Origin of the sequence: Kitasatospora sp. NPDC056184 (assembly GCF_042268405.1) — a bacterium.
Classification (GTDB): Bacteria; Actinomycetota; Actinomycetes; order Streptomycetales; family Streptomycetaceae; genus Kitasatospora.
On the sequence record NZ_JBHJUI010000023.1, the window covers coordinates 26,699 to 46,072 of the forward strand.

General features: G+C 74.7%; 19 protein-coding genes. 2 read left to right on the plus strand and 17 right to left on the minus strand.

What is annotated here, in order from left to right; all coding sequences use genetic code 11:
* Positions 1-17: 17 nt before the first annotated feature.
* From ACFC0B_RS32485 to ACFC0B_RS32525, 9 genes are all read right to left on the minus strand, one after another.
* Positions 18-407 (minus strand): SHOCT domain-containing protein, encoded by a 390-nt coding sequence (locus ACFC0B_RS32485; RefSeq protein WP_376094028.1) that lies wholly within the window; start codon positions 405-407, stop codon positions 18-20.
* Positions 408-630: 223 nt separating this feature from the next.
* Complete coding sequence (locus ACFC0B_RS32490) at positions 631-1,296, minus strand: response regulator (protein ID WP_376094031.1); 666 nt, start codon at positions 1,294-1,296, stop codon at positions 631-633.
* Positions 1,293-2,501, minus strand: coding sequence for a sensor histidine kinase (locus ACFC0B_RS32495; protein WP_376094034.1), 1,209 nt, complete (start codon positions 2,499-2,501; stop codon positions 1,293-1,295). Before ACFC0B_RS32495 ends, ACFC0B_RS32490 begins: the two co-directional genes overlap by 4 nt.
* 13 nt (positions 2,502-2,514) lie before the next feature.
* A complete protein-coding gene (locus ACFC0B_RS32500; RefSeq protein WP_376094037.1) occupies positions 2,515-3,186 on the minus strand; it encodes a DUF2269 domain-containing protein in 672 nt (223 codons plus the stop codon).
* A gap of 292 nt (positions 3,187-3,478) precedes the next feature.
* Positions 3,479-4,117: an NAD(P)-dependent oxidoreductase gene (locus ACFC0B_RS32505; protein ID WP_376094040.1), complete on the minus strand. Its 639-nt coding sequence runs from the start codon at positions 4,115-4,117 to the stop codon at positions 3,479-3,481.
* 110 nt (positions 4,118-4,227) lie between these two features.
* Complete coding sequence (locus tag ACFC0B_RS32510) at positions 4,228-4,857, minus strand: NAD(P)-dependent oxidoreductase (RefSeq protein ID WP_376094043.1); 630 nt, start codon at positions 4,855-4,857, stop codon at positions 4,228-4,230.
* Positions 4,858-4,934: 77 nt separating this feature from the next.
* Positions 4,935-6,566: a PQQ-binding-like beta-propeller repeat protein gene (locus ACFC0B_RS32515; RefSeq protein ID WP_376094046.1), complete on the minus strand. Its 1,632-nt coding sequence runs from the start codon at positions 6,564-6,566 to the stop codon at positions 4,935-4,937.
* 31 nt (positions 6,567-6,597) lie between these two features.
* Complete coding sequence (locus ACFC0B_RS32520; protein WP_376094049.1) at positions 6,598-7,569, minus strand: NAD(P)-dependent oxidoreductase; 972 nt, start codon at positions 7,567-7,569, stop codon at positions 6,598-6,600.
* A 309-nt stretch (positions 7,570-7,878) separates the two neighbouring features.
* Complete coding sequence (locus ACFC0B_RS32525) at positions 7,879-9,549, minus strand: MDR family MFS transporter (protein WP_376094052.1); 1,671 nt, start codon at positions 9,547-9,549, stop codon at positions 7,879-7,881.
* A gap of 219 nt (positions 9,550-9,768) precedes the next feature.
* Between ACFC0B_RS32525 and ACFC0B_RS32530 the strand changes: the two genes are divergently transcribed.
* A complete protein-coding gene (locus ACFC0B_RS32530; protein ID WP_376094055.1) occupies positions 9,769-10,653 on the plus strand; it encodes an SDR family NAD(P)-dependent oxidoreductase in 885 nt (294 codons plus the stop codon).
* Positions 10,654-10,719: 66 nt separating this feature from the next.
* On the plus strand, positions 10,720-11,574 hold the full coding sequence (locus ACFC0B_RS32535) for a GNAT family N-acetyltransferase (RefSeq protein WP_376094058.1): 855 nt from the start codon (positions 10,720-10,722) through the stop codon (positions 11,572-11,574).
* Between the two features lie 144 nt (positions 11,575-11,718).
* Here ACFC0B_RS32535 and ACFC0B_RS32540 read toward each other — a convergent pair whose 3' ends face one another.
* The 8 genes from ACFC0B_RS32540 to ACFC0B_RS32575 all read right to left on the minus strand — a co-directional run bounded on the left by ACFC0B_RS32540 (position 11,719) and on the right by ACFC0B_RS32575 (position 19,369).
* Entirely contained in the window at positions 11,719-12,768 is a 1,050-nt protein-coding gene (locus tag ACFC0B_RS32540) for an ArsR family transcriptional regulator (RefSeq protein ID WP_376094061.1), read from the minus strand.
* A 150-nt stretch (positions 12,769-12,918) separates the two neighbouring features.
* Positions 12,919-14,097 (minus strand): RCC1 domain-containing protein, encoded by a 1,179-nt coding sequence (locus ACFC0B_RS32545; RefSeq protein ID WP_376094064.1) that lies wholly within the window; start codon positions 14,095-14,097, stop codon positions 12,919-12,921.
* Positions 14,098-14,131: 34 nt separating this feature from the next.
* Positions 14,132-14,530: a nuclear transport factor 2 family protein gene (locus tag ACFC0B_RS32550; RefSeq protein WP_376094067.1), complete on the minus strand. Its 399-nt coding sequence runs from the start codon at positions 14,528-14,530 to the stop codon at positions 14,132-14,134.
* A 63-nt stretch (positions 14,531-14,593) separates the two neighbouring features.
* Positions 14,594-16,021 (minus strand): FAD-dependent oxidoreductase, encoded by a 1,428-nt coding sequence (locus ACFC0B_RS32555; RefSeq protein ID WP_376094070.1) that lies wholly within the window; start codon positions 16,019-16,021, stop codon positions 14,594-14,596.
* Positions 16,022-16,025: 4 nt separating this feature from the next.
* The gene (locus ACFC0B_RS32560) at positions 16,026-16,391 is read right to left on the minus strand and encodes an antibiotic biosynthesis monooxygenase family protein (protein WP_376094073.1); all 366 of its coding nucleotides are present in this window, start codon (positions 16,389-16,391) and stop codon (positions 16,026-16,028) included.
* 34 nt (positions 16,392-16,425) lie between these two features.
* Complete coding sequence (locus ACFC0B_RS32565; protein ID WP_376094076.1) at positions 16,426-17,661, minus strand: beta-ketoacyl synthase N-terminal-like domain-containing protein; 1,236 nt, start codon at positions 17,659-17,661, stop codon at positions 16,426-16,428.
* Positions 17,658-18,944: a beta-ketoacyl-[acyl-carrier-protein] synthase family protein gene (locus tag ACFC0B_RS32570; RefSeq protein ID WP_376094079.1), complete on the minus strand. Its 1,287-nt coding sequence runs from the start codon at positions 18,942-18,944 to the stop codon at positions 17,658-17,660. The genes ACFC0B_RS32565 and ACFC0B_RS32570 overlap by 4 nt, the downstream gene beginning before the upstream one ends.
* Positions 18,941-19,369: a cupin domain-containing protein gene (locus tag ACFC0B_RS32575; protein ID WP_376094082.1), complete on the minus strand. Its 429-nt coding sequence runs from the start codon at positions 19,367-19,369 to the stop codon at positions 18,941-18,943. Before ACFC0B_RS32575 ends, ACFC0B_RS32570 begins: the two co-directional genes overlap by 4 nt.
* Between the last annotated feature and the right edge of the window lie 5 nt (positions 19,370-19,374).

Consider the following 19,374-nt stretch of genomic DNA (forward strand, 5'->3'; position numbering starts at 1 on the left):
GAGCACCGGGAACGCGCTCACTTGGCACCGCCCTGGCCCGGCTTGGTGTCGTCCGGGCCCTGCAGGTGCTCGATCAGGGTGTCCCGGCGGGTGCGGTACTCCTCCTCGCCGATCTCACCGTCGGCGTACCGGCGGGCCAGGCTCGCCAGCGGGCCCTCGGGACCGCCCGGCCAGCCGCCGCGCCAGCCCGGGCCGCCGCCCCACGGGCCGCCCCACTGGCCGGCCCACGGCGGGCCCCACGGCCCGCGCCGGCCCCAGCCGCGGCGGCGCAGCACGGTGAACAGGGTGACCAGGACGAGCAGCCAGAACAGCGGGAAGAGCAGGAACCACGGGCCCGGCCCGCCCCCGTTCCACGGGCCCCAGCCGTCCCGGCAGATCGTGTCGGCGAGCAGTGCGGTGCTCTGCATGTCATTCAACTCCTCGGTGAGCCCCGCGGGTTCGGACGGGGGCCTGGCGCCGGCCGCGGACCGTTCCCGAGGCCACCACGAGGGTCCCGCCGAGGAGGGGCCCGGCGCGTCCTCCGGGGAGCGGCACCGGGGGTACGACGCGGGGAGTACGGGCCGGGGGCGGCGCTGCTCCGGCCCCGGTGGCACGGGCCGGAGGCCGCCGCCCCGGAGGCCGGCGGGCGGGTCAGAGCCAGCCGGGGCGGACCAGCCCGGACTCGTAGGCGAGGACGACCAGTTGGGCGCGGTCGCGGACGCCGAGCTTCACCATGGCGCGGCTGACGTGGGTCTTCGCGGTGAGCGGGCTGACCACCAGGCGGCGGGCGATGTCGTCGTTGCTCAGGCCCATGCCGACCAGGGTGAGCACCTCGCGCTCCCGGTCGGTGAGCGCGGCGAGCAGCCGCCCGCTCGCGGCGGGCTCCCGGGAGCGGCTGGCGAACTCGTCCACCAGCCGCCGGGTCACGCCCGGGGAGAGCAGCGAGTCGCCCACGGCGGCGACCCGCACGGCCCGCAGCAGGTCGGCGGGTTCGGTGTCCTTGGCCAGGAAGCCGGCCGCGCCCAGCCGCAGCGCCTCGAAGATGTACTCGTCCAGTTCGAAGGTGGTCAGCACGACCACCCGGACGCCGGCCGGCTCGGGCCGGGCGCAGATCCGCCGGGTGGCCTCCAGGCCGTCGGTGCCGGGCATCCGGATGTCCATCAGCACGACGTCCGGGCGCAGCTCCTCCGCCAGCCGGACGGCCGCCTCGCCGTCGTCGGCCTCGCCGACCACCTCGATGTCGGGCTGGGCGTCGAGCAGCGCCCGGAAGCCCGCCCGGACCAGGACCTGGTCGTCCGCCAGCAGTACTCGGATCATCCCGACCGCCCCTTCTCGCTCGCCCTGCCCGACCCCGCCGGGTCGGGCAGCCAGGCCCGCACCCGGAAGCCGCCGCCGTGCGGTCCGGCGGTCAGCTCCCCGGCGAAGGCCGCGGCCCGCTCGCGCATGCCGATCAGGCCGTTGCCGGAGCCGCCGCCGTCGCCGCCGGCGGCCGGGCCCGGGTCGTCCACCCGGAGCAGCAGCCCGTCCGGGGAGGACCAGTCCATCAGAACGGTGGCGGTGCGCGCCGCCGAATGGCGGATGACGTTGGTGAGCGCCTCCTGGACGATCCGGAAGGCGGCCAGCTCCACCTGGGCGGAGAGCGGCCGGGCCGGGCCGGTCGCCTCGACCGTGACGGTGAGCCCGGCGTGGCCGGCCTGGGTGACCAGCTCGGGCAGCCGGGCGAGGCCGGGGGCGGGGGTGCGCGGGGCCTGGCCGTCCGGGCCGCGCAGGGTGCCGAGCACCTGGCGGACCTCGCCCAGCGCCTCCTTGCTGGTCGCCTTGATGACCGTCAGCGCGGTGCGGACCTGCTCGGGGTGCTCGTCGATGAGCTCCAGGGCGACCCCGGCCTGGAGGTGGATCACCGAGATCGAGTGGGCCAGGATGTCGTGCAGTTCGCGGGCCATCCGCAGCCGCTCCTCGGCGGCCCGGTGCTCCTCCGCCTGCCGCCGGGCCAGCCGTCGGGCGGCCAGCTGCTCGCCGCGGGTGCGCATGATCTCGGCGCCGGCCAGGATCAGCAGCAGCCAGGCCGCCGCCCCGGCCTCCTGCCACCAGTTGGGGCCGGGCCCGGGCGCGCGCTGCCAGTCGTGCGGCAGCAGGTGGGAGCTGGCCAGGTGGACCAGGTAGCCGACGCCGAGGGAGATCCAGGCCCAGCGGCGGCGGCCCCGGGCGAGCGCGCCGTAGACGGCGACGCCGAGGCTGAAGAACACCGGTCCGTAGGGGTAGCCGGCCAGCAGGTAGCCGGTGGTGACGGCGGTGACGGCGGCCACCACCGGGCCGGGGTAGCGGTCGCGCAGCAGGAGCAGGGCGGGGCCGAGCAGCAGCAGGGCGTACCCGGCGGCGTCCAGCGCGGCCCGGTCCGGCTGCTGGTGGGCGGCGGCGGTGGAGCCGACCAGCTGGACCAGCGCGACCAGGAGCGCGGAGAACCGCGTCCAGGCCGGCCTGGTCCAGGGCGGTCCGCCGTACGCGTCGTGATCGGTGCTCATGGACAGGGGAGGGTCACCGCCCCGGCGCCGCGGCGGGGCGGCCGGTGCGCGCGGCGCGGGCCTCGGCGGCGAGCCGCCGGCCGCGCTTGGTCATCCCCCAGGGCTTGACCACGGAGAGCACGGTGGCGAACAGGTAGATGGTCAGGGCCACCGAGGGCGCGATGACCAGGACGTGCGGGGCGCGGCCGTCCGGCGGGACGGTCCCGGCGGCGACCTGTCCGGCCGCGTCGTGGATGAAGGCGCGCAGCGCGAAGATCGAGGCCAGGGTGGCGGCCAGGGTGAGCCAGAACTTGGTGGCGACCCACCGGTGGCGCAGCAGGCCCCAGGTGGTGCCGAGGGACAGCAGCACGCCGGAGAGCAGCGAGAGCAGGCTGACCGGGATCAGCAGCCAGTCGGCGAAGATCCGCTGGGCCAGGTAGGCGGCGCGCACGGTGTCGGGGTCGTCGGAGAAGCGGCCGGCGATGCCGAGGGCGAGCACGCCGGCGGTCAGGCCGAGCCAGCCGACCGAGCAGGCGACGTGCACGACCAGCCAGACCCGGCGGGCGTGCCGGGGCAGCCGCAGGCGTCCGGCGCGGTCGGCCGGGGGCCCGTCGGGAGCCGTCGGGGCCGCGGGCGGCTCCCCCGCGGCGGACCCGGACGGGGGCGCGGGGGTGTCGGCGGCGGGCGGACCAGGAGGTGTGGGCATCGGCTGTGCTCCGGAGGGCGAGGGGCGACGCGGGCCACGGGCCGGCGGCCACCGGGGTGGATGGTGTGCGGCCGCCGGCCCACGGCTTGGGTGATCCGCAGGATCACTCCCCACTCTGCCCGGTCCGCGGGGGCCGGGCATCGCACTGCGGGAGTAGGTGGCCGTACCACCCGTTGAGTACGAACGGCGGCGGCGCGGGCCGCGGTCGGCGGCCGGTTCGGGGCGGGCGGCCGGTGGACGATCGGTGGGCGGTGGGCGGTGGGCGGTCGGTGGACGGTCGGTGGGCGGTCGGTCAGTACGCGATCTCGACGACCGCGCGGCGGGCGTCCGGGTCGCCGAGCGCGCCGACCAGGTAGTGCGCGAGGTCGGCCCGGGATATCGACCAGGCCCCGGGCAGCCTCCGCCCGGCGGCCGTGCGGTAGCGGCCGCGGGCCCGGCCGCCGGTGAGCCGGGCGGCCCGGACCAGCGTCCAGTCCAGCTCGGTGTCGGCCAGCAGCATCCGCTCCATCCGCTCCATGTCGGCGTACGGCCGGCGGAGCATCGGGTGCAGCACCCAGGAGGTGAGCGCGCGCCGCAGCGGGGCGGCGCTCCAGGGCGTCGGGCTCATGCTGGTGGTGGAGACGCAGAGCACCCGGGCCACTCCGGCCGCGTGCATGGCCTCGATGATGTGGCCGGTGCCGGCCGAGTAGACGGTGGTGGCGGCCCGGCTGTAGCCGATGCCGAGTGCGGAGACCACCGCGTCCGCGCCCTCGACGGCACGGGCCACCGCCTCCGGGTCGAGCACGTCGCCCTGCCGGATGGTGGTCGGCCGGGCGTCGACCAGGGCCAGCGGGTCGCGGGCGAAGGCGACGGTGGAGTGCCCGGCCGCGGCGGCCAGCTCCAGGAAGTGGCGGCCGGTACCGCCGGTCGCGCCGAAGACGACGATGTTCACGGTGCGTTTCCCCCTCGGTCGGTCCGCTCAGCGGCGGCGGTGGCCCGCCGGCGCGCGGCCGGCCCGCGCCGCGGACGTGCCGCGGGCGGGCCGGCCTCCGCCGGGGGTCATCAGTTGGCCACCTCGACGCGCCGGCCGAAGGTGGCCGGGTCATCCAGATGGGTGACGATGTAGTCGGCGACGTTCGCCCGGGCGACGCGCGAGGCCTTCGGGATGTGGCCGCCCACCACCGCCTGGTAGTTGGGCGTGGCCGGGCCGTCGGTCAGCATCGGCACCCGGAGGATCGTCCAGTCCAGCGGGCTGGCCTCGACCTCGTCCTCCATCCGGCCGAGGTCGAGGTGGATGTTCCGGTAGACCCGGTCCACCACGAACTCGGCGACGAAGCGCTGCATCGCCGGCAGGTGCTTGGTCTCCAGGCCCGCCGAGGACATCGTGACCAGCCGGCGCACCCCGCCGGCCCGGGCGGCCGCGATGACGTTGCGCACGCCCTCGGAGAAGACCGTCGTGGTGGTGCGGCTGGTCACGCCCAGCGCCACCACCACGGCGTCCTTGCCCTCCAGCGGGGCGTTCAGCGAACCGACGTCGAACACGTCGCCGCGCACCTTGGTCAGCCGCTCGTGCTCGACCGGCAGCTTGGCCGGGTCGCGCAGCAGGGCGGTGACGCCGTGCTTGTTCTCCAGGGCCTTCTCGACCAGCAGCCGACCGGTCCGGCCGGCCGCTCCCACCACGACGATCTCCATGACTTTCCTCCTTGCCGGGGCCGGCGGCAACTGTCCGCCGCCGGCCGTGAGTTGACCTTCTCCTACACCGACGGTTCCTACCGTAGGGAAAAGGCGAGCAGAGCGCCGCCCGAGGCGCTGGGGTACTGCGGGTAGTACGCCGCCTGGACGTAGAGCATGCCGTCGGCGACCACCGCGCCGCCGCCGCCGGAGAGCGCCGTGCCGTGCGCCGGCACGCCGTTGACCGTGGTGAAGTCGCGGACCACGTCGTACTGCCAGAGCACCGCGCCGGTGCTCGCCGAGAAGATCCGTATCTTGCCGTCCGCGCCGCCCTCGTAGACCAGGCCGCGGCTGGCGCTCACCGCGGGGGTGAAGGCCCGCTGGCAGAGCTCCGGGTTGGCGGCCGCGCCGCCCCACTGGCAGCCGTCGGCCGGGCTCTCGGTCTGCCAGAGGATCGCGCCGGTCGCCGGGTCGAGCGCGTACAGGGTGCCGGGGTTGGCGAACCAGGTCGCGACGTAGAGGCGGGTGCCGTCGTAGCTGGTGCCCCACTGGATGCCCGAGCTGCCGCCCTTGGTGTTGGGGTCGGCGACCACCGCGCGCTCCCACACCTTGGCGCCGGTCAGCGCGTCGTAGACGTGGTAGACGCCGTTCTTCTGGCCGATGCCGATCACCCGGCGGTCGCCGATGCTGAAGACGTTGGCGCTGGCGCCGAAGTCCCAGTCGTGGTCGGTGCCGTTGGCCTTGCTGGGGCAGTAGGCGTCGGCGCCGGGGATGCCGCAGGCGACCGTGAAGGTGTCCGGGAAGACCTCCTGGGAGCGCCAGCGGACGTCACCGGTGGCGGCGTCCAGGGCGAGCACCGAGTCGGTGTCGCCGGCCGCTCCGGAGTAGTTCTGGCCGGTCCCGACGTAGATGGTGCCGCTCTCCCGGTCGACCACCGGCGAGCTCCAGACGGCGACGCCGGAGGGCTCGTAGCGGGCGGCGCCGTTCGGCCAGGTGCCGACCTGCTGCGGCTGGGGGGTGGTCCAGTGCCGCCAGGCCGGCTGGCCGGAGGCCGCGTCGACGGCGACGACCGAGCCGCGGAAGGTGCAGCAGGGGTAGGTCAGGTCGAAGGTCGCGCCGGACTCCTTGCTGGAGACGCCGACGTAGACCTTGCCGTTGTGGACCAGCGGCGAGCTGGTGATCTGGGCCTGCGGGTGCTGGTCGAGCTTCAGCGACCAGCGCAGCGCCCCGGTCCAGCGGTTGAGCGCGTAGAGGTAGCCGCGGTTGTCGCCGAAGTAGACCGTGTTGCCCTCGACGGCCGGGCTGCTGCGCACCGGGTCGGGGCTGGTGGCCGAGTGGGCGCCGGCCACCGGGGCGACGTCGAAGGTCCAACGGGTCGCGCCGGTCCGGGCGTCCAGGGCGTGGAAGGTGCCCTCGACGCCGCCGACGTACAGGGTGCCGTCCACCACGGCGGGCTGGCTGCCCAGGTAGACGCCCGGGACCTTCGCGTGGCCGAAGGCCCACTTCAGGTCGAGGTCGCCGACGGTGGCCGGGGTGATCCGGTACTCCTGGCCGTTGAACCGGCTGCCGGCCGGGTCGGCCTGCCAGCTGGTCCAGTTGCCGGAGCGCGGGCGGGCCTCGGTGTCCTCGGCGCCGGCGCCGTTGGTGGCGACGAGCAGCACGAGGGAGGTCAGCAGGGCCACCAGACCGGTGCCGAAGCCGGCTGTCCGGTGCCGTCCGGGATGGGACACGTGGATCAACTCCTCGATGAGGGCGAGTGGTTCACGTACGGTCCGGAGTGCCGGCCAGGCCGGCGGCGGCCTCCGCGTGGGAGAGGACGGCGGCGCAGTCCAGCTCGCCGAGGCCGGCCTCGGCGGCGGCGACGAGGGTGTGGTGGGTGGCGTCGCAGACGGGGGTGGCGACGCCCAGGCGGTCCGCCTCGGCGGTGGCCAGCCGGAGGTCCTTGCGCATGAGGTCGAGCCGGAACTGCGGCTCGCCGTAGGCCCGGCGGCGCATCACACCGGCCTTGTAGCGCATCACCGGCGAGCTGAAGCCGCTCTCGCTGATCATCGACAGGGCGAGCTCGCGGTCGATGCCGGCCCGCTGGGCCAGCGTCACGGACTCGGCGAGCACCTGCATCTCGACGCCCATCAGCACGTTGAGCATGACCTTGGCGGTGGCGCCGAGGCCGCTCGGGCCGAGGTGGCGGATCTCCTTGGCGAGCGGCTCCAGCACGGCGCCCAGCCGCTCGAAGGCCTCGGCGGATCCGCCGACCATGAAGCGCAGTTCGCCGTCCTTGGCGTGCCGGCCGTTGCCGATGATGCAGGCGTCGACGGAGCTGCGGCCGCGACCGGCGACCCGCTCGGCCACCGAGCGGGCGAAGTCCGGGGAGACGGTGCTGGTGTCCATCACGATGCCGTGCGCGGGCAGGGTCTCCAGCACCCCGCCGGCGCCGAACAGCTGCTCCTCGACGGCCGCCTCGGAGGCGAGGCTGAGCAGCACCACGTCCACCCCCGCGGCCAGTTCGGCCGGGGTGGCGGCGACCTCCGCGCCGCGGGCGGCGAACGGCGCGGTGCGCTCGGGGGTGCGGTTGTGGACCACGATCCGGTGGCCCCGGTCGAGCAGCCGGGAGGCCATCCCGCCGCCCATCACGCCGAGACCGATGACACCGATCCTGGTCGCCGGAGGTATGCCGGGGGCGGCGGGCGGGAGGTCCCGGGAGAGTGCACGCCGCCGGCTGGGTATGTCGGCCATGGAGTCGACCCGCTTCCTGGTGGGCTGGTCGCGCCGGGGATCCCGGCGCTCGGAGTGCGGCGGGGAAGGCCGTGCCAGACACCCCGCCCCACCGCGGCCGGGGTGCCGACTACCCGTCCAGCCTAGCGGGTGAACACTCACTCCGCGACGGCTTCCGACGTCCGTTTCGAGCCGTATCGATGGCTGAGGCTCCGTCAACTCCCTTTCCGGACAGCCTCCTCCCCCACCGCCGGGGGTAACGATGGGGGAGGAGGAGCTGCGGGGACGGGGCGCCGGTCCGGACGGCCGGCGCGCTCCGGACGACGGCCGTCAGCCGGCCGCGGTCTCCGGTCGGCCGCCGGCCGCGGGGCCGGGCTGGGCACCCGGGCCGCCCTGCTGCTGGCCGGCCTGGCCCGCCGGGGCGCCCTGGCCCTGGCCCTGCCACTGGCCGCCGCCGGGGCCGCCCTGGCCCTGGTGTTGGCCACCGGGTCCACCGGGACCGCCCTGGCCGCCGGGACCCTTGCCCCCGGGCGCGCCCATCGGCGCCCGCATCGGCCGCTCCTGGAGGAAGACCACCACCAGGGCGCCGATCAGCGCGATGACCATGCCGATCAGGTAGACCACGTGCAGGGACTCGGCCAGCGCGGCGGCGACACCGTCGCGCACCGGCGGCGCCTGCGCCCGGACCTTGGCCGGAGCGGTCAGCAGGCCGTCCGTGCCGAGCCGCGCCAGGGCGTCGGCCGGCACCTTCTTGGGCAGCCAGTCGCGCAGCTGCGAGTTGAGGATGGCGCCGAAGATGGTGACGCCCATGGCGCCGCCGAGCGAGCGGAAGAAGTTCGCCGCCGCCGTCGCCACGCCCAGCTGCCGCATCTCGACGGAGTTCTGCACCGCCACGATGAGCACCTGGGTGACCAGGCCGAAGCCGATGCCGAAGACCGCCAGGAAGAGGCCGGCGGAGACCTCCGAGGAGTCCGCCTTGAGCGTCGACATCAGGTAGAGGCCGACCGCCATGACCAGCAGGCCCACGATCGGGAAGAGCTTGTACTTGCCGGTCTTCTCGACGACCTTGCCGGAGAGCGTCAGGCTGGCCACGGTGGCGAGCATCATCGGGACCAGCAGCAGGCCCGACTCGGTGGCGCTGTCCCCGTTGGCGACCTGGAGGAAGAGCGGGGTGTAGACGGTCGCCACGAAGAGCGAGACCGAGGTGAGGAAGAGGCCGAGGGTGGCCACCAGGACCACCGGGTCCTTGAACAGCGCCAGCGGGACGACCGGCTCGGCGGCCCGGTTCTCCTGCCAGACGAACGCGGCGAGCAGCGCCGCGGCGAGCACCAGCAGGCCGATGATCTGCACCGAGCCCCAGGAGTACTGGTCGCCGGCCCAGACCGAGACCAGCAGCACCGAGACGATGGCGCCGCTGAGCAGCGCCGAGCCGAGGTAGTCCAGCTGCTTCTGCTGCTTGTTGACCGGCAGCTTCAGCACCGAGGTGACGATCACCAGCGCGACCACGCCGATCGGCAGGTTGATGTAGAAGATCCACGGCCAGGACAGGTGGTCGACGAAGGCGCCGCCGATCAGCGGGCCGACCACGCCGGCGAGCACGAAGCAGGACTGCGCGTAGCCCTGCCACTTGCCGCGCTCGCGCGGCGGCACCAGCTCCGCGATGAGCGCCATCGCCAGCGCCATCAGACCGCCCGCACCGAGCCCCTGGAGGGTGCGGAAGCCGATCAGCTGGCCGATGTTGCCGGAGATCCCGGACAGCGCGGAGCCGAGCAGGAAGATCGTGATGGCCGACTGGAACATCAGCTTGCGGCCGTAGAGGTCGCCCAGCTTGCCCCAGAGCGGCGTGGCCGCGGTGGCGGCCAGCATGTAGGCGGTGACGACCCAGGACAGGTGGGTCACGCCGCCGAGGTCACCGGCGATGGTCGGCAGGGCCGTCGCCACGATCGTCTGGTCCAGAGCTGCCAGGAACATGGCAAGCACCAGGGCGGCGAAGATCGTCAAGAAGGTTTTACGTGGCACTTCCGGGGCGGGTGCAGCGTACGGGGCGCTCATGGGGTACTCCTCGAGGAGGCGCTCGCCGGCTCGGAGTCCTTGCTCCGAGCTTGAATTCGTATAGACTATACAATCAAAATTAGCCGTCAAGAGCCAACGTCAAGGGTGGCCACCGGCCACCCGGAGGGGCAGCTAACGATGAGTCAACTCCAGGGAAAGATCGCTCTCGTGACCGGTTCTACCTCGGGCATGGGGGCGGCCGCGGCGGCCGCGCTCGCCGCCGCGGGGGCGCACGTGGTGGTCTCCGGCCGCCGCGCCGAGCTGGGCAACGCCGTCGTGGAGCGGATCCGCGAGAAGGGCGGACAGGCGGAGTTCATCGCCGCCGACGTCACCGTCGAGGATGACGTCGCCCGCCTGGTGGGTACCACGGTCGAGCGACACGGCCGACTGGACATCGCCTTCAACAACGCGGGCGGCGGCGGGGCGTTCGGCCCGCTGGACCGGGTCCCGGCCGAGGCCTTCGCCCAGGTGATCGCCGTCAACCTGACCGGCACCTACCACTCGCTCAAGCACGAGATCGCCGCGATGCGGGCGAACGGCGGCGGCAGCATCATCAACAACGCCTCCACCGCCGGCGTCCAGGGCACCGCCTTCGGCCTGGGCGCGTACACCGCGGCCAAGCACGGGGTGGTCGGCCTGACCCGGGCCACCGCGCTGGAGGCCGGCCCGGCCGGGATCCGGGTGAACGCGCTGATCACCGGGCCGGTCGACACCGAGGACTTCCGGCAGCGGGTCGGCGGCCAGCCGGGTGCGCTGGAGCGGGCCGGGGCGGCCACCGCGCTGGGGCGGATCGCGACCGAGGAGGAGGTCGCCAACGCGGTCGTCTTCCTCGCCGGCGACGCGGCCGGCTTCATCACCGGCTCGCTGTTCGGGCTGGAGGGCGGCATGACGGCCGGCGTCACGGCCGGGACGATGGGGCGGCCGGGCGGCGCCCCGGGCCAGGGCGGTCCCGGCGCGGGCGGCCCCGGCCGTCCGGGTGCGGGCGGTCCGGGTGCTCCGGGTGCTCCGGGTGCTCCGGGTGCTCCGGGCGCGGGCCGCCCCGGCGCGAACTGACCGGAACGCGGTCCCGCCCGGGCGCGTACCATTGCCAGCCAACCACCCCCGGGATACTTTTTCGGCATGCTCGTAAAAACCACGAGAAACACCGAAGAGTTCATCTCCGAATCCGGTGAGTGGATTGCCGGCAACCCCGTCGAGAATTCCATCCTGCTGACGATGATGGCGGGGGCGAAGTTCCGCCCGCCGACCGCCCCGCCGATCACCTGGAGCCGGGTCGAGGACCCGGACTCGGGCGCGGCGCCGGTGGTCGGCGTGGCGGCCTTCACCGCGCCGCACCTGGTCGTGCTGAGCGGGATGCCGGCCGCCGCGGCGGCCGCCCTCGGCGCCGAACTGGGCGCCGGACCGGACCTCCTGCCCGGCGTGATCGGGCCGGACGCGGCGGCCGCGGCGTTCGCCGCCGCCTGGTCCGGGGCCACCGGCCGGCCCGCCCGCCCCGACCGCCGCGAACAGGTGCTCCGGCTGGACGGCGCACCGCTGCCGCTCGGCCGCCCGGCGCCGTCCGGGCAGACCAGGGCGGCCGCGGCCGACGAGTCCGAGCTGTTCACCGACTGGTGCCTGGCGGCCGCGCACGGCGCCGGGCTCAGCCGGGAGACCGCCGCGCGGTCGGTCCAGGGGCAGATCGCCGGCGGTCTGCTGCGGGTCTGGGAGGACGACGGCCGCGCCGTCGCCATCCTCGGCCGGACCGCCACCGTCGCGGGCGTCGTGCGGTACAACCCGATGTACGTCCGGCCCGAGATCCGCCGGGGCGGCTACGGCCGGGCGCTGCTCGCCGAGGTGCTGGCCGAGGTGCACGGCGGGGAGCGGCCGCCGGTCGGCCTGGCCGTCACCGCCGAGGGGAACAGCGCCATTCGGGCGCTCTTCGAGTCGTTCGGGTTCCGGCCGTCCGGCGGCCTCGCGGAATTCCGCTTCGACTGACCGGAACCGCCCCCGGGAAATTCACCGGCGCAGCCCGGGGAAATAGCAAGGGGCCCGGATCCGCGAGGGATCCGGGCCCTTTTCCGTGCTTCTCCGGAATTCCGCCCGAGCGGTTCCGGAGGAATCCCCCGGAACCGGCCGCGCTCAGTCCAGCGGGTCGGGGTCCGGCACGGCCTCCAGCAGCGAGAAGGCCGTCCCGGTCGGCACCACCCGGTTCAGCCGGTAGCCGCCGCGCCGGAAGACCTCGGCGAACTGCGCCTCGGTGCGCACCTCACCGCTCATGGTGACCAACATGACCAGGTCGAAGTTCTTCACGAACCGCGGCACGCCCTCCCGGTGCACCAGCTCGGCCGCGACGAAGCGGGAGCCCGGCGAGGCCTCGCGGCACCGGCGCAGCAGCCGGACCAGCGCCTCGTCCGGCCAGGAGTGCCAGACCTGCTTGGTGACGTAGGCGCCGATCCCGGCCGGGACCCCGGCGAAGAAGTCGACCGGCTGGAACTCCAGCCGGCCCTGCTCGGCCAGCTTGGCGACGTCCGGCTGGGTGCGGGCCTGCTCGATCACGCCGGGCAGGTCGGCCAGCACGCCGCGGCCGACCTCCTCGTAGGCGTTCAGGATCGCGGCCAGGTAGGTGCCCTGCCCGCCGCCGAGGTCGCAGACCGTGCCGGCCCGGGCGAAGTCGGGGTACGCGGAGACCAGGGCGTCGGCGAGCGCGTCGGTGAAGTCGGTCATCGCCTGGTTGAAGGTCGCGGCGGCGCCCGGGTTGCGCTGCAGCCAGGGCCAGAGCGCGGTGCCGTGCACCTTCTCGAAGCCGGGCCTGCCGGTTTCCAGGCTGTGGTCCAGCGCGCCCCAGGAGGACCAGAGCCACTCGGCGCCGACCATCCGGGCCATCGCGTCCATCGACCCCGGCACACCGGGGCGGAGCAGCTCGGACAGCTCGGTGTTGGCGAAGACGCCGGGCTCGGTCTCCTCGAAGACGCCGTCCTCGGCGAGCAGCGCGAGCACCTTGGCCAGCGGTCCCGCGGCCACCCCGGCGCGCTCGGCGAGTTCGGCGGCCGGCAGCGGGCCCTCGGTGAGCAGCTCGGCGATCTTGAACTCGGCGGCCAGGGCCAGGCAGCGCGGGGTGGACGGGAACATCAATTCGGAGAGGAACACCGCGCCGGCCGAGGCAGGGGCGGTCTGGGGAACGGCGGTCATGGGGTGAGGCCTCCCTGCGGGGACCGGGCCGGGGGCGGACGGCGCCCCGGGCCCGAGCGGTCAGCGGTCATGGGTGGGCGGGCCTGACGGGCCCGCGCCGGGCGGCCCTGGACGGGCCGGGACCGCCCGGCGTTCGCACGGGGCCGGGCCTCAGCCCAGCAGGGCGAAGGCGAAGCCGCCGCCCGGGTTGGCCATGAACTTGTTGGTCGGCGGGATCTCCCCGCCGGCGGCGACGCCCACCGCCGGGCCGGCCAGCGCGATCCGGGTCGGGGTCGGGACGATCTGGACCTGCCCGGCGGCCAGCTGGCCCCAGTTGTTCCAGCCCCAGCCCTGCACCGAGCCGTCGGCCAGCAGCGCCAGCGCGTGCCCGCCGTTGCCGGGGGCCGCGTCGGTGCCGCCGCCGCCCGCCGCGATCGTCTTGACGCCGGTCAGGCCGGGTACCGGGGCCGGCACCGCGCGGTCGGCGGTGGTGCCGTCGCCGAGCTGGCCGCCGTCGTTGAGGCCCCAGGCCCAGACGGTGCCGTCGGCCAGCAGCGCCACCGTGTGGTGGTAGGCGCCGACCAGCTGGGAGACCGCGTGCAGGCCGGCGATCTTCTGCGGGGCGGCGCGGTCGACGGTGGTGCCGTCGCCGAGCTGGCCGCGGTCGTTGAAGCCCCAGACCGAGGCGGTGCCGTCGGCGTGCACGACCAGGCTGTGGCCGCCGCCGGCGCTCATCCGGACGGCCGGCTCCAGCCCCTCGACCGCGGCCGGGCGCGGCCGGCAGGCGAAGGAGGCGGTCATGTAGGAGCGGACGATCCGGCCCTCGCGGGTCGAGCCGGGGCCGTCGCCGAGCTGGCCGCGGTCGTCGCGGCCCCAGGACCAGACGGTACCGTCGGCCTTGAGCGCCAGGTTGTGGGCGCCGCCGACCGCCAGGTCGACGACGTCCTCCAGGCCCTCGACCCGGACCGGGACGGGCTGCACGCCGAAGTTGGCCTCACCGAGCGCGCAGAAGAAGCCGGCGCCCCAGGCCCAGACGGTGCCGTCCTCCAGCAGGGCGGCGCTGTGGCCGCCGCCGGCGCCGGCCGTGCGGACCCGGCCGGGCAGGCCGACGGTGCGCACCGGGGTCGCCCGGTTCTCGGTGGAGCCGTCGCCGAGCTGGCCGAAGGCGTTGCGGCCGAAGCCCCAGAGCTCGCCGTCGCCGGTGACGGCCAGCGCGTGGCCGCTGCCGGCCGCCACCCTGACGACGTTCTCCAGGCCCTTGATCTCCTGCGTGGTGCTCCGGCTGACGGTGCCGCCGTCGCCGAGCTGGCCGTTGGTGTTGTCACCCCAACTGCTGATGATGCCTGCCATGGTGATGCGACCTCTCGATCGTCGGGGGGGGCGGTCAGGCCCAGAACTGGTCGACGGCGTACTGGTCCTCGGGGTAGGTCCAGAACTCGGCGATCAGGCCGTCCTGGATGCGCGCCACGTTGACGAAGGGCATCTCCAGGCTCCTGCCCTCGCGCTCGTAGCGGGTGAACACGGTGGCGAAGGCGAACGAGTCGCTGGCGCCGATCTCGTGGATCTCCATCTGGATGCGGCCCTGGCAGATCTCGAACATCCGGCCGGCGAAGGCCAGGGCGGACTCGATGCCCTCGTGCGCGCCGGACAGCTCGCTGGTGCCCGGGTAGTAGTGCACGCAGTCCTTGGTCCAGTAGCTGGCCGCCTTCTGCACGTCGCCCACGGTGAACGCGGCGTAGACCGCTTCCATGAGCTTGGCGTTCGGGTGGTCGACGACCTTCATGACTCTCCTCCTGTGGCTGATGCGGGGCGGGCGGTGCGACAGTGCAAGGGTTCTGACGGACCGTCAGACCGCGGCGCGGCGGACGATGTCGACCAGGGTGGCCCGGTCCGGGGCGGGGAACGGCGGCGGCGAGCCCGCGACCGCCTGCTTGACCCGCAGCCGGATCTCCTCGTCCTCGTACAGGCCGGCCGGGTTGTCGAGCGACATCATGGTGCGGACCAGTCGGCGCCAGACCACCTCGTCGGTGGCGGCCGCCTCGGCGACCGTCCCGAAGGTGAGCACGTCCGGCGGCAGCGGCGGCAGTTGCTGGCCGGCCACGGTGGCCCGCCAGAGCCGGGCGCGGCCCGCGTCGTTGCGGACGGCATCCTCGAACCACGGGCGGAAGGTCCGCCCGGCCAGGCCGGCCGCCAGCGCGGCCTGCTCGGCGTCCGGCTCCGGGTGCTCGCGCACCAGGTCGGCCAGCCCGAGCACGTGCGCGACGGCCAGCGAGACGCCGCGGCCGAACGCGGGGTTGGTGGTGCAGACCGCGTCGGCGACCGGCAGGAAGCCGGGCACCGGCTGCGCGTCCTGGCCGTACAGCTTCAGCGAGTTGTCCAGGCCGCCCATCGCGTGCACCGGCGAGATCGGCACGGAGGCCTCCGGCGACACCCAGGGGGCGAGCAGCGGGGTGGCCCGGACCACCGCGGTGAAGACGTCCTCGGCGCGCATCCGCTTCAGCTCGGCGTCGTCCGGCAGGATGCCGAAGGAGATGGCGAAGGTGTTGTTGTCACCGAGGAACATCACGCCGGTGTAGTGGTCCCACAGCCCGCCGGCGCCGAAGCCGCGGTTGAGCGGGCCCACCGGGCGCGGGCCCAGCGCCCGGTAGTAGCGGGTGTAGTAGGTGATGTCGGCGCTGTGCGCGACCAGTTCGGGCTCGGCCAGGCCGTGCTCGCGCAGCCACTCGTGGCCCTGCGAGCGGCGGCCGCCGGCGTCGATCACCAGGTCGGCCTCCACGGTGCGGCCGTCCTTGGTGACCACGCCGGTCACCCGGGCCGGGCCGCGCTCGGCCACGGTCAGGCCGCGCACCGTCTCGCCCCGGCGCAGCGAGATGCCGGGCTTGCGCAGCACCTCCTGCCGGAGGACCAGTTCGAAGGTGGTCCGCCGGCAGCCGAGCATGCGCAGCTCGGCGTCCTCCGGGTGCGGCGTCCTGTCGGCCAGGGTCGGCGGCATGGCCTTGCCCAGCTCGATCTCCCGGGCGCCGGCCGTGACCAGCGCCTGGTAGACGGACGGCAGCCGGTCGCGCAGCAGGTTGGTGCCGAGCGAGCCGAACGCGTGCGAGTGGTGCAGCTGCGGCACGGTCGGCCGCTGCCAGTCGCCGTGCGCGTCGTCGACGGTGTCCGGCGCCTCGTTGGCGTCCCGTTCCAGCACCGTGATGTCGTGTCCCAGGTCGGCGAACGCCAGCGCGGCCACCAGGCCGGCGACGCTGCCACCGATGATCACTGTCCGTGTCATGACCTCACCCCGCGGTGGTAGGAGTGGAAAGGCCCGCCCGCGGGGTGTCCCGCGAGGTCTCGGCCTCGATGTGGAAGCGGATGGACCTGGCGTCGCTGAAGCACTCGCGCATCGGGCGCACCAGGTCCCGGTGCTCCTCGGTCCGCTCCCAGGCGACGAAGTCCTCCAGCGAGCGCCACTCGCTGGTGATCAGCCACTGCTCCGGGTCGGTGGAGGACCGGCAGACCTGGTCGCGCAGGTGACCGGGGACGCCCTCGGCGACCAGGTGGCGGATCTGCTCGTACGCCGCGAGGAAGTCCTCCCGGCGCTCCTCCTTGACGGTGATGAGGAAGAGCACGCGGCCCTGTGCCGCGCCCTCGTCGACCGGCATGGCGGTCTCCTTCCGGGTCGGTGGGTGATCGGGGTCAGGCACGGGCGCGCAGCAGGACGGCGCTGTTGAAGCCGTCGAAGCCGCGGGCGCCGATCAGCGCGGTGCGCACCTCGGCGGCCTGCTCCTCGCGGACGAAGGGCAGGTCGCAGCCGTCCGCCGGGCGGGCCGGGCCCGCCGAGGGCGGGATCAGGCCGTAGTCCATGGCGAGCACGGCGGTGGCCGCGTCCAGGGCGCTGCCGCCCTGGTAGAGCCGGCCGGTGAGCGGCTTCTGGGTGGTGACGGCGGCCGGGCCGGCCGGGCCGAACACCGCGCGCAGCGCCTCGGCCTCGGTGCGGTCGTAGCCGGGCACGCCGACCGCGTCGGGGAAGGCGACGTCGACGTCCCCGGGGGTGAGGCCGGCCCGTTCGACCGCGGTGCCGAGCGCCCGGGCGTACTGGCGCACCGAGCCGGCGGCGGTCCGGCCGGCGGCGACGGCGTCCTGGGTGGCGGCCCAGCCGGCGATCTCGGCGCGGATCCGGGCGCCGCGGGCGAGCGCGTGCTCCAGGTCCTCGACGACGAACACCGCGCCGCCCTCGCCGGGCACGTAGCCGCCGGCCCGCTCGTCGAACGGCAGGTAGGCGGCGGCCGGGTCGGTGCCGGTGTACAGCCGGCCGCTGCGCTGCTGGCAGGCGAGCGCGTACGGGCCGAGCGGCGCCTCGGTGCCGCCGGCGAGCACCACGTCGGCGCCCCGGCGGACCAGCCGGGCCGCGTGCGCCAGCGAGTCCAGGCCGCCGGCGCCCTCCGAGACGAGGACGCTGGACGGGCCCTTGGCCTGGTGCCGGATGGCCAGTTGCCCGACGGTCGCGGCGTAGAACCAGGCGATGGACTGGTAGGCGCCGACGGTCCGCGCGGTGTCCGGCTGCCAGAGCCGCTGGAGCTCGCGCTGGCCGAACTGGTTGCCGCCGGAGGAGCTGGCCAGGGCCACCGAGAGCTTGTACGGCTCGACCGTGGACGGGTCCAGCTCGGCCTCGCCGAGGGCCAGTTCGGCCGCCGCGTAGGCGAGGTGGGTCCACCGGTCGGTCTGCACCTGGAGCCGGCGCTCGACGTACCGGTTGACGTCGAAGTCGGGGACCTCCCCGGCCAGCGTGGTCTCGTACGGGCTCGCGTCGAAGAGCGTGATCGGGCCGATCCGGCTCTCGCCGCCGCAGACCGTCTTCCAGTGCGCCTCGCTGCCGATGCCGCTCGGCGCGACCACGCCGATGCCGGTGATGACGGCGCGTCGTGCGCTCATCGGCCCCTCCCCAGCTTGGCGAAGAGCATCGCGGACTGGAAGCCGCCGAAGCCGCTGCCGACCGAGAGCGCCGCCCCCACCGACACCTCGCGGGCGGTGTTGGGCGTGTAGTCGAGGTCGCACTCCGGGTCGCGGTTCTGCCAGTTGGCGGTCGGCGGGACGACCCCGCGCTCGACGGCCAGCGCGCAGGCGGCCATCTCGATCGCGCCGATCGCGCCCAGCGAGTGGCCGACCATCGACTTGATCGAGCTGATCGGCACCCCGTAGGCGGCGTGGCCGAGCGAGCGCTTGAAGGCGCCGGTCTCGTGCCGGTCGTTCTGCCGGGTCCCCGAGCCGTGGGCGCTGATGTAGCCGATGTCCTCGGGGTTGAGCCGGGACTGCCGCAGGGTCTCGGTGATCGCCTCGGACATCTCCAGGCCGTCCGGACGCAGACCGGTCATGTGGAAGGCGTTGCCGCGGTTGGCGTAGCCGACCACCTCGCAGTAGATCCGGGCGCCGCGCCGGCGGGCGTGCTCCAGCTCCTCCAGGACGAGCACCGCGCAGCCCTCGCCGAGCACGAAGCCGTGCCGGTCCCGGTCGAACGGCCGGGAGGCGTGCTCCGGGTCGTCGTTGTCCGGGGTGGTGGCCTTGATGGCGTCGAAGGAGGCGACGGTGACCGGGGAGATCGGCGAGTCCGAGGCCCCGGTGATCATCACCTCGGCCTCGCCGTCCACCAGCAGCTGGTAGGCGTGGCCGATGGCGTCGATGCCGGAGGTGCAGCCGGTGGAGACGACCACCGCCGGGCCGTGCGCCCCGTGCCGGACCGCCACGTCGGCGGCCAGGCTGCTGGGGATCAGGCCCTGGTAGAGGAACGGGCTGGTGACGTCCGGGTCGACCAGCCAGTTGCGGCCGGAGTCGCTGGCGACGACGAACTCGTCCTCCAGGACGATGGTGCCGCCGACCGCCGAGCCGAGCACCACGCCGGTGAGGTCCCGGGTGCGCTCGTCGAGCTCCAGACCGGCGTCCAGCACCGCCTCCTGGGAGGCGGCGAGCGCGAACTGCACGTAGCGGTCGGCGCGGCGCAGCTCCAGCGGGGTGAGCCCGGCGGCGGCGGCGTCGAAGTCGGCCTCGGCGGCGATCTGCGAGCGGAACGCCGAGGGGTCGAAGGCGGAGATCCGGCGGGTCGCGGTGCGGCCGGAGGTGATGAGGTCCCAGAAGGTCTCCCGGGTGGTGCCGCCGGGCGCCACCACGCCGATCCCGGTGACCACCACCCGGCGGCCGCCCGCGGCGGGGAACGCGGTCATCGCTCCCCCAGCACGATGTGGGCGTCGGCCTTCGTCCCCGGGCCGTCCTCGGTGTCGACGTGGCCGAGCTCGGGGGACGGCGCCAGCGGGCCGAGGTGGAAGACCGCGAAGGCCTCCTCGGAGCCGGTGTTGCGCAGCCGGTGCCGGACGTCCTTGGGGATGACCAGGCCCTGGCCGGCGAAGAGCTCGAAGGGCTTGTCGTCGAGGTCGAGGGTCAGCTCGCCGCGGACGAGGAGCAGGAACTCCTCGCTGTACGGGTGGTAGTGCTCGCTGATCCGCTCGCCCGGCTGGAGCCGGGCGACCCCCATGAAGCCGGAGGTCGAGCCGACGGTGCCGGGCGAGAGCACCGCGCGGGTCTCGCCGCCGCGCTTGCGGTTGGCGGGGACGTCGTCGACGGCGATGATGCGGATGTTCCTGACGGCCACGGCGC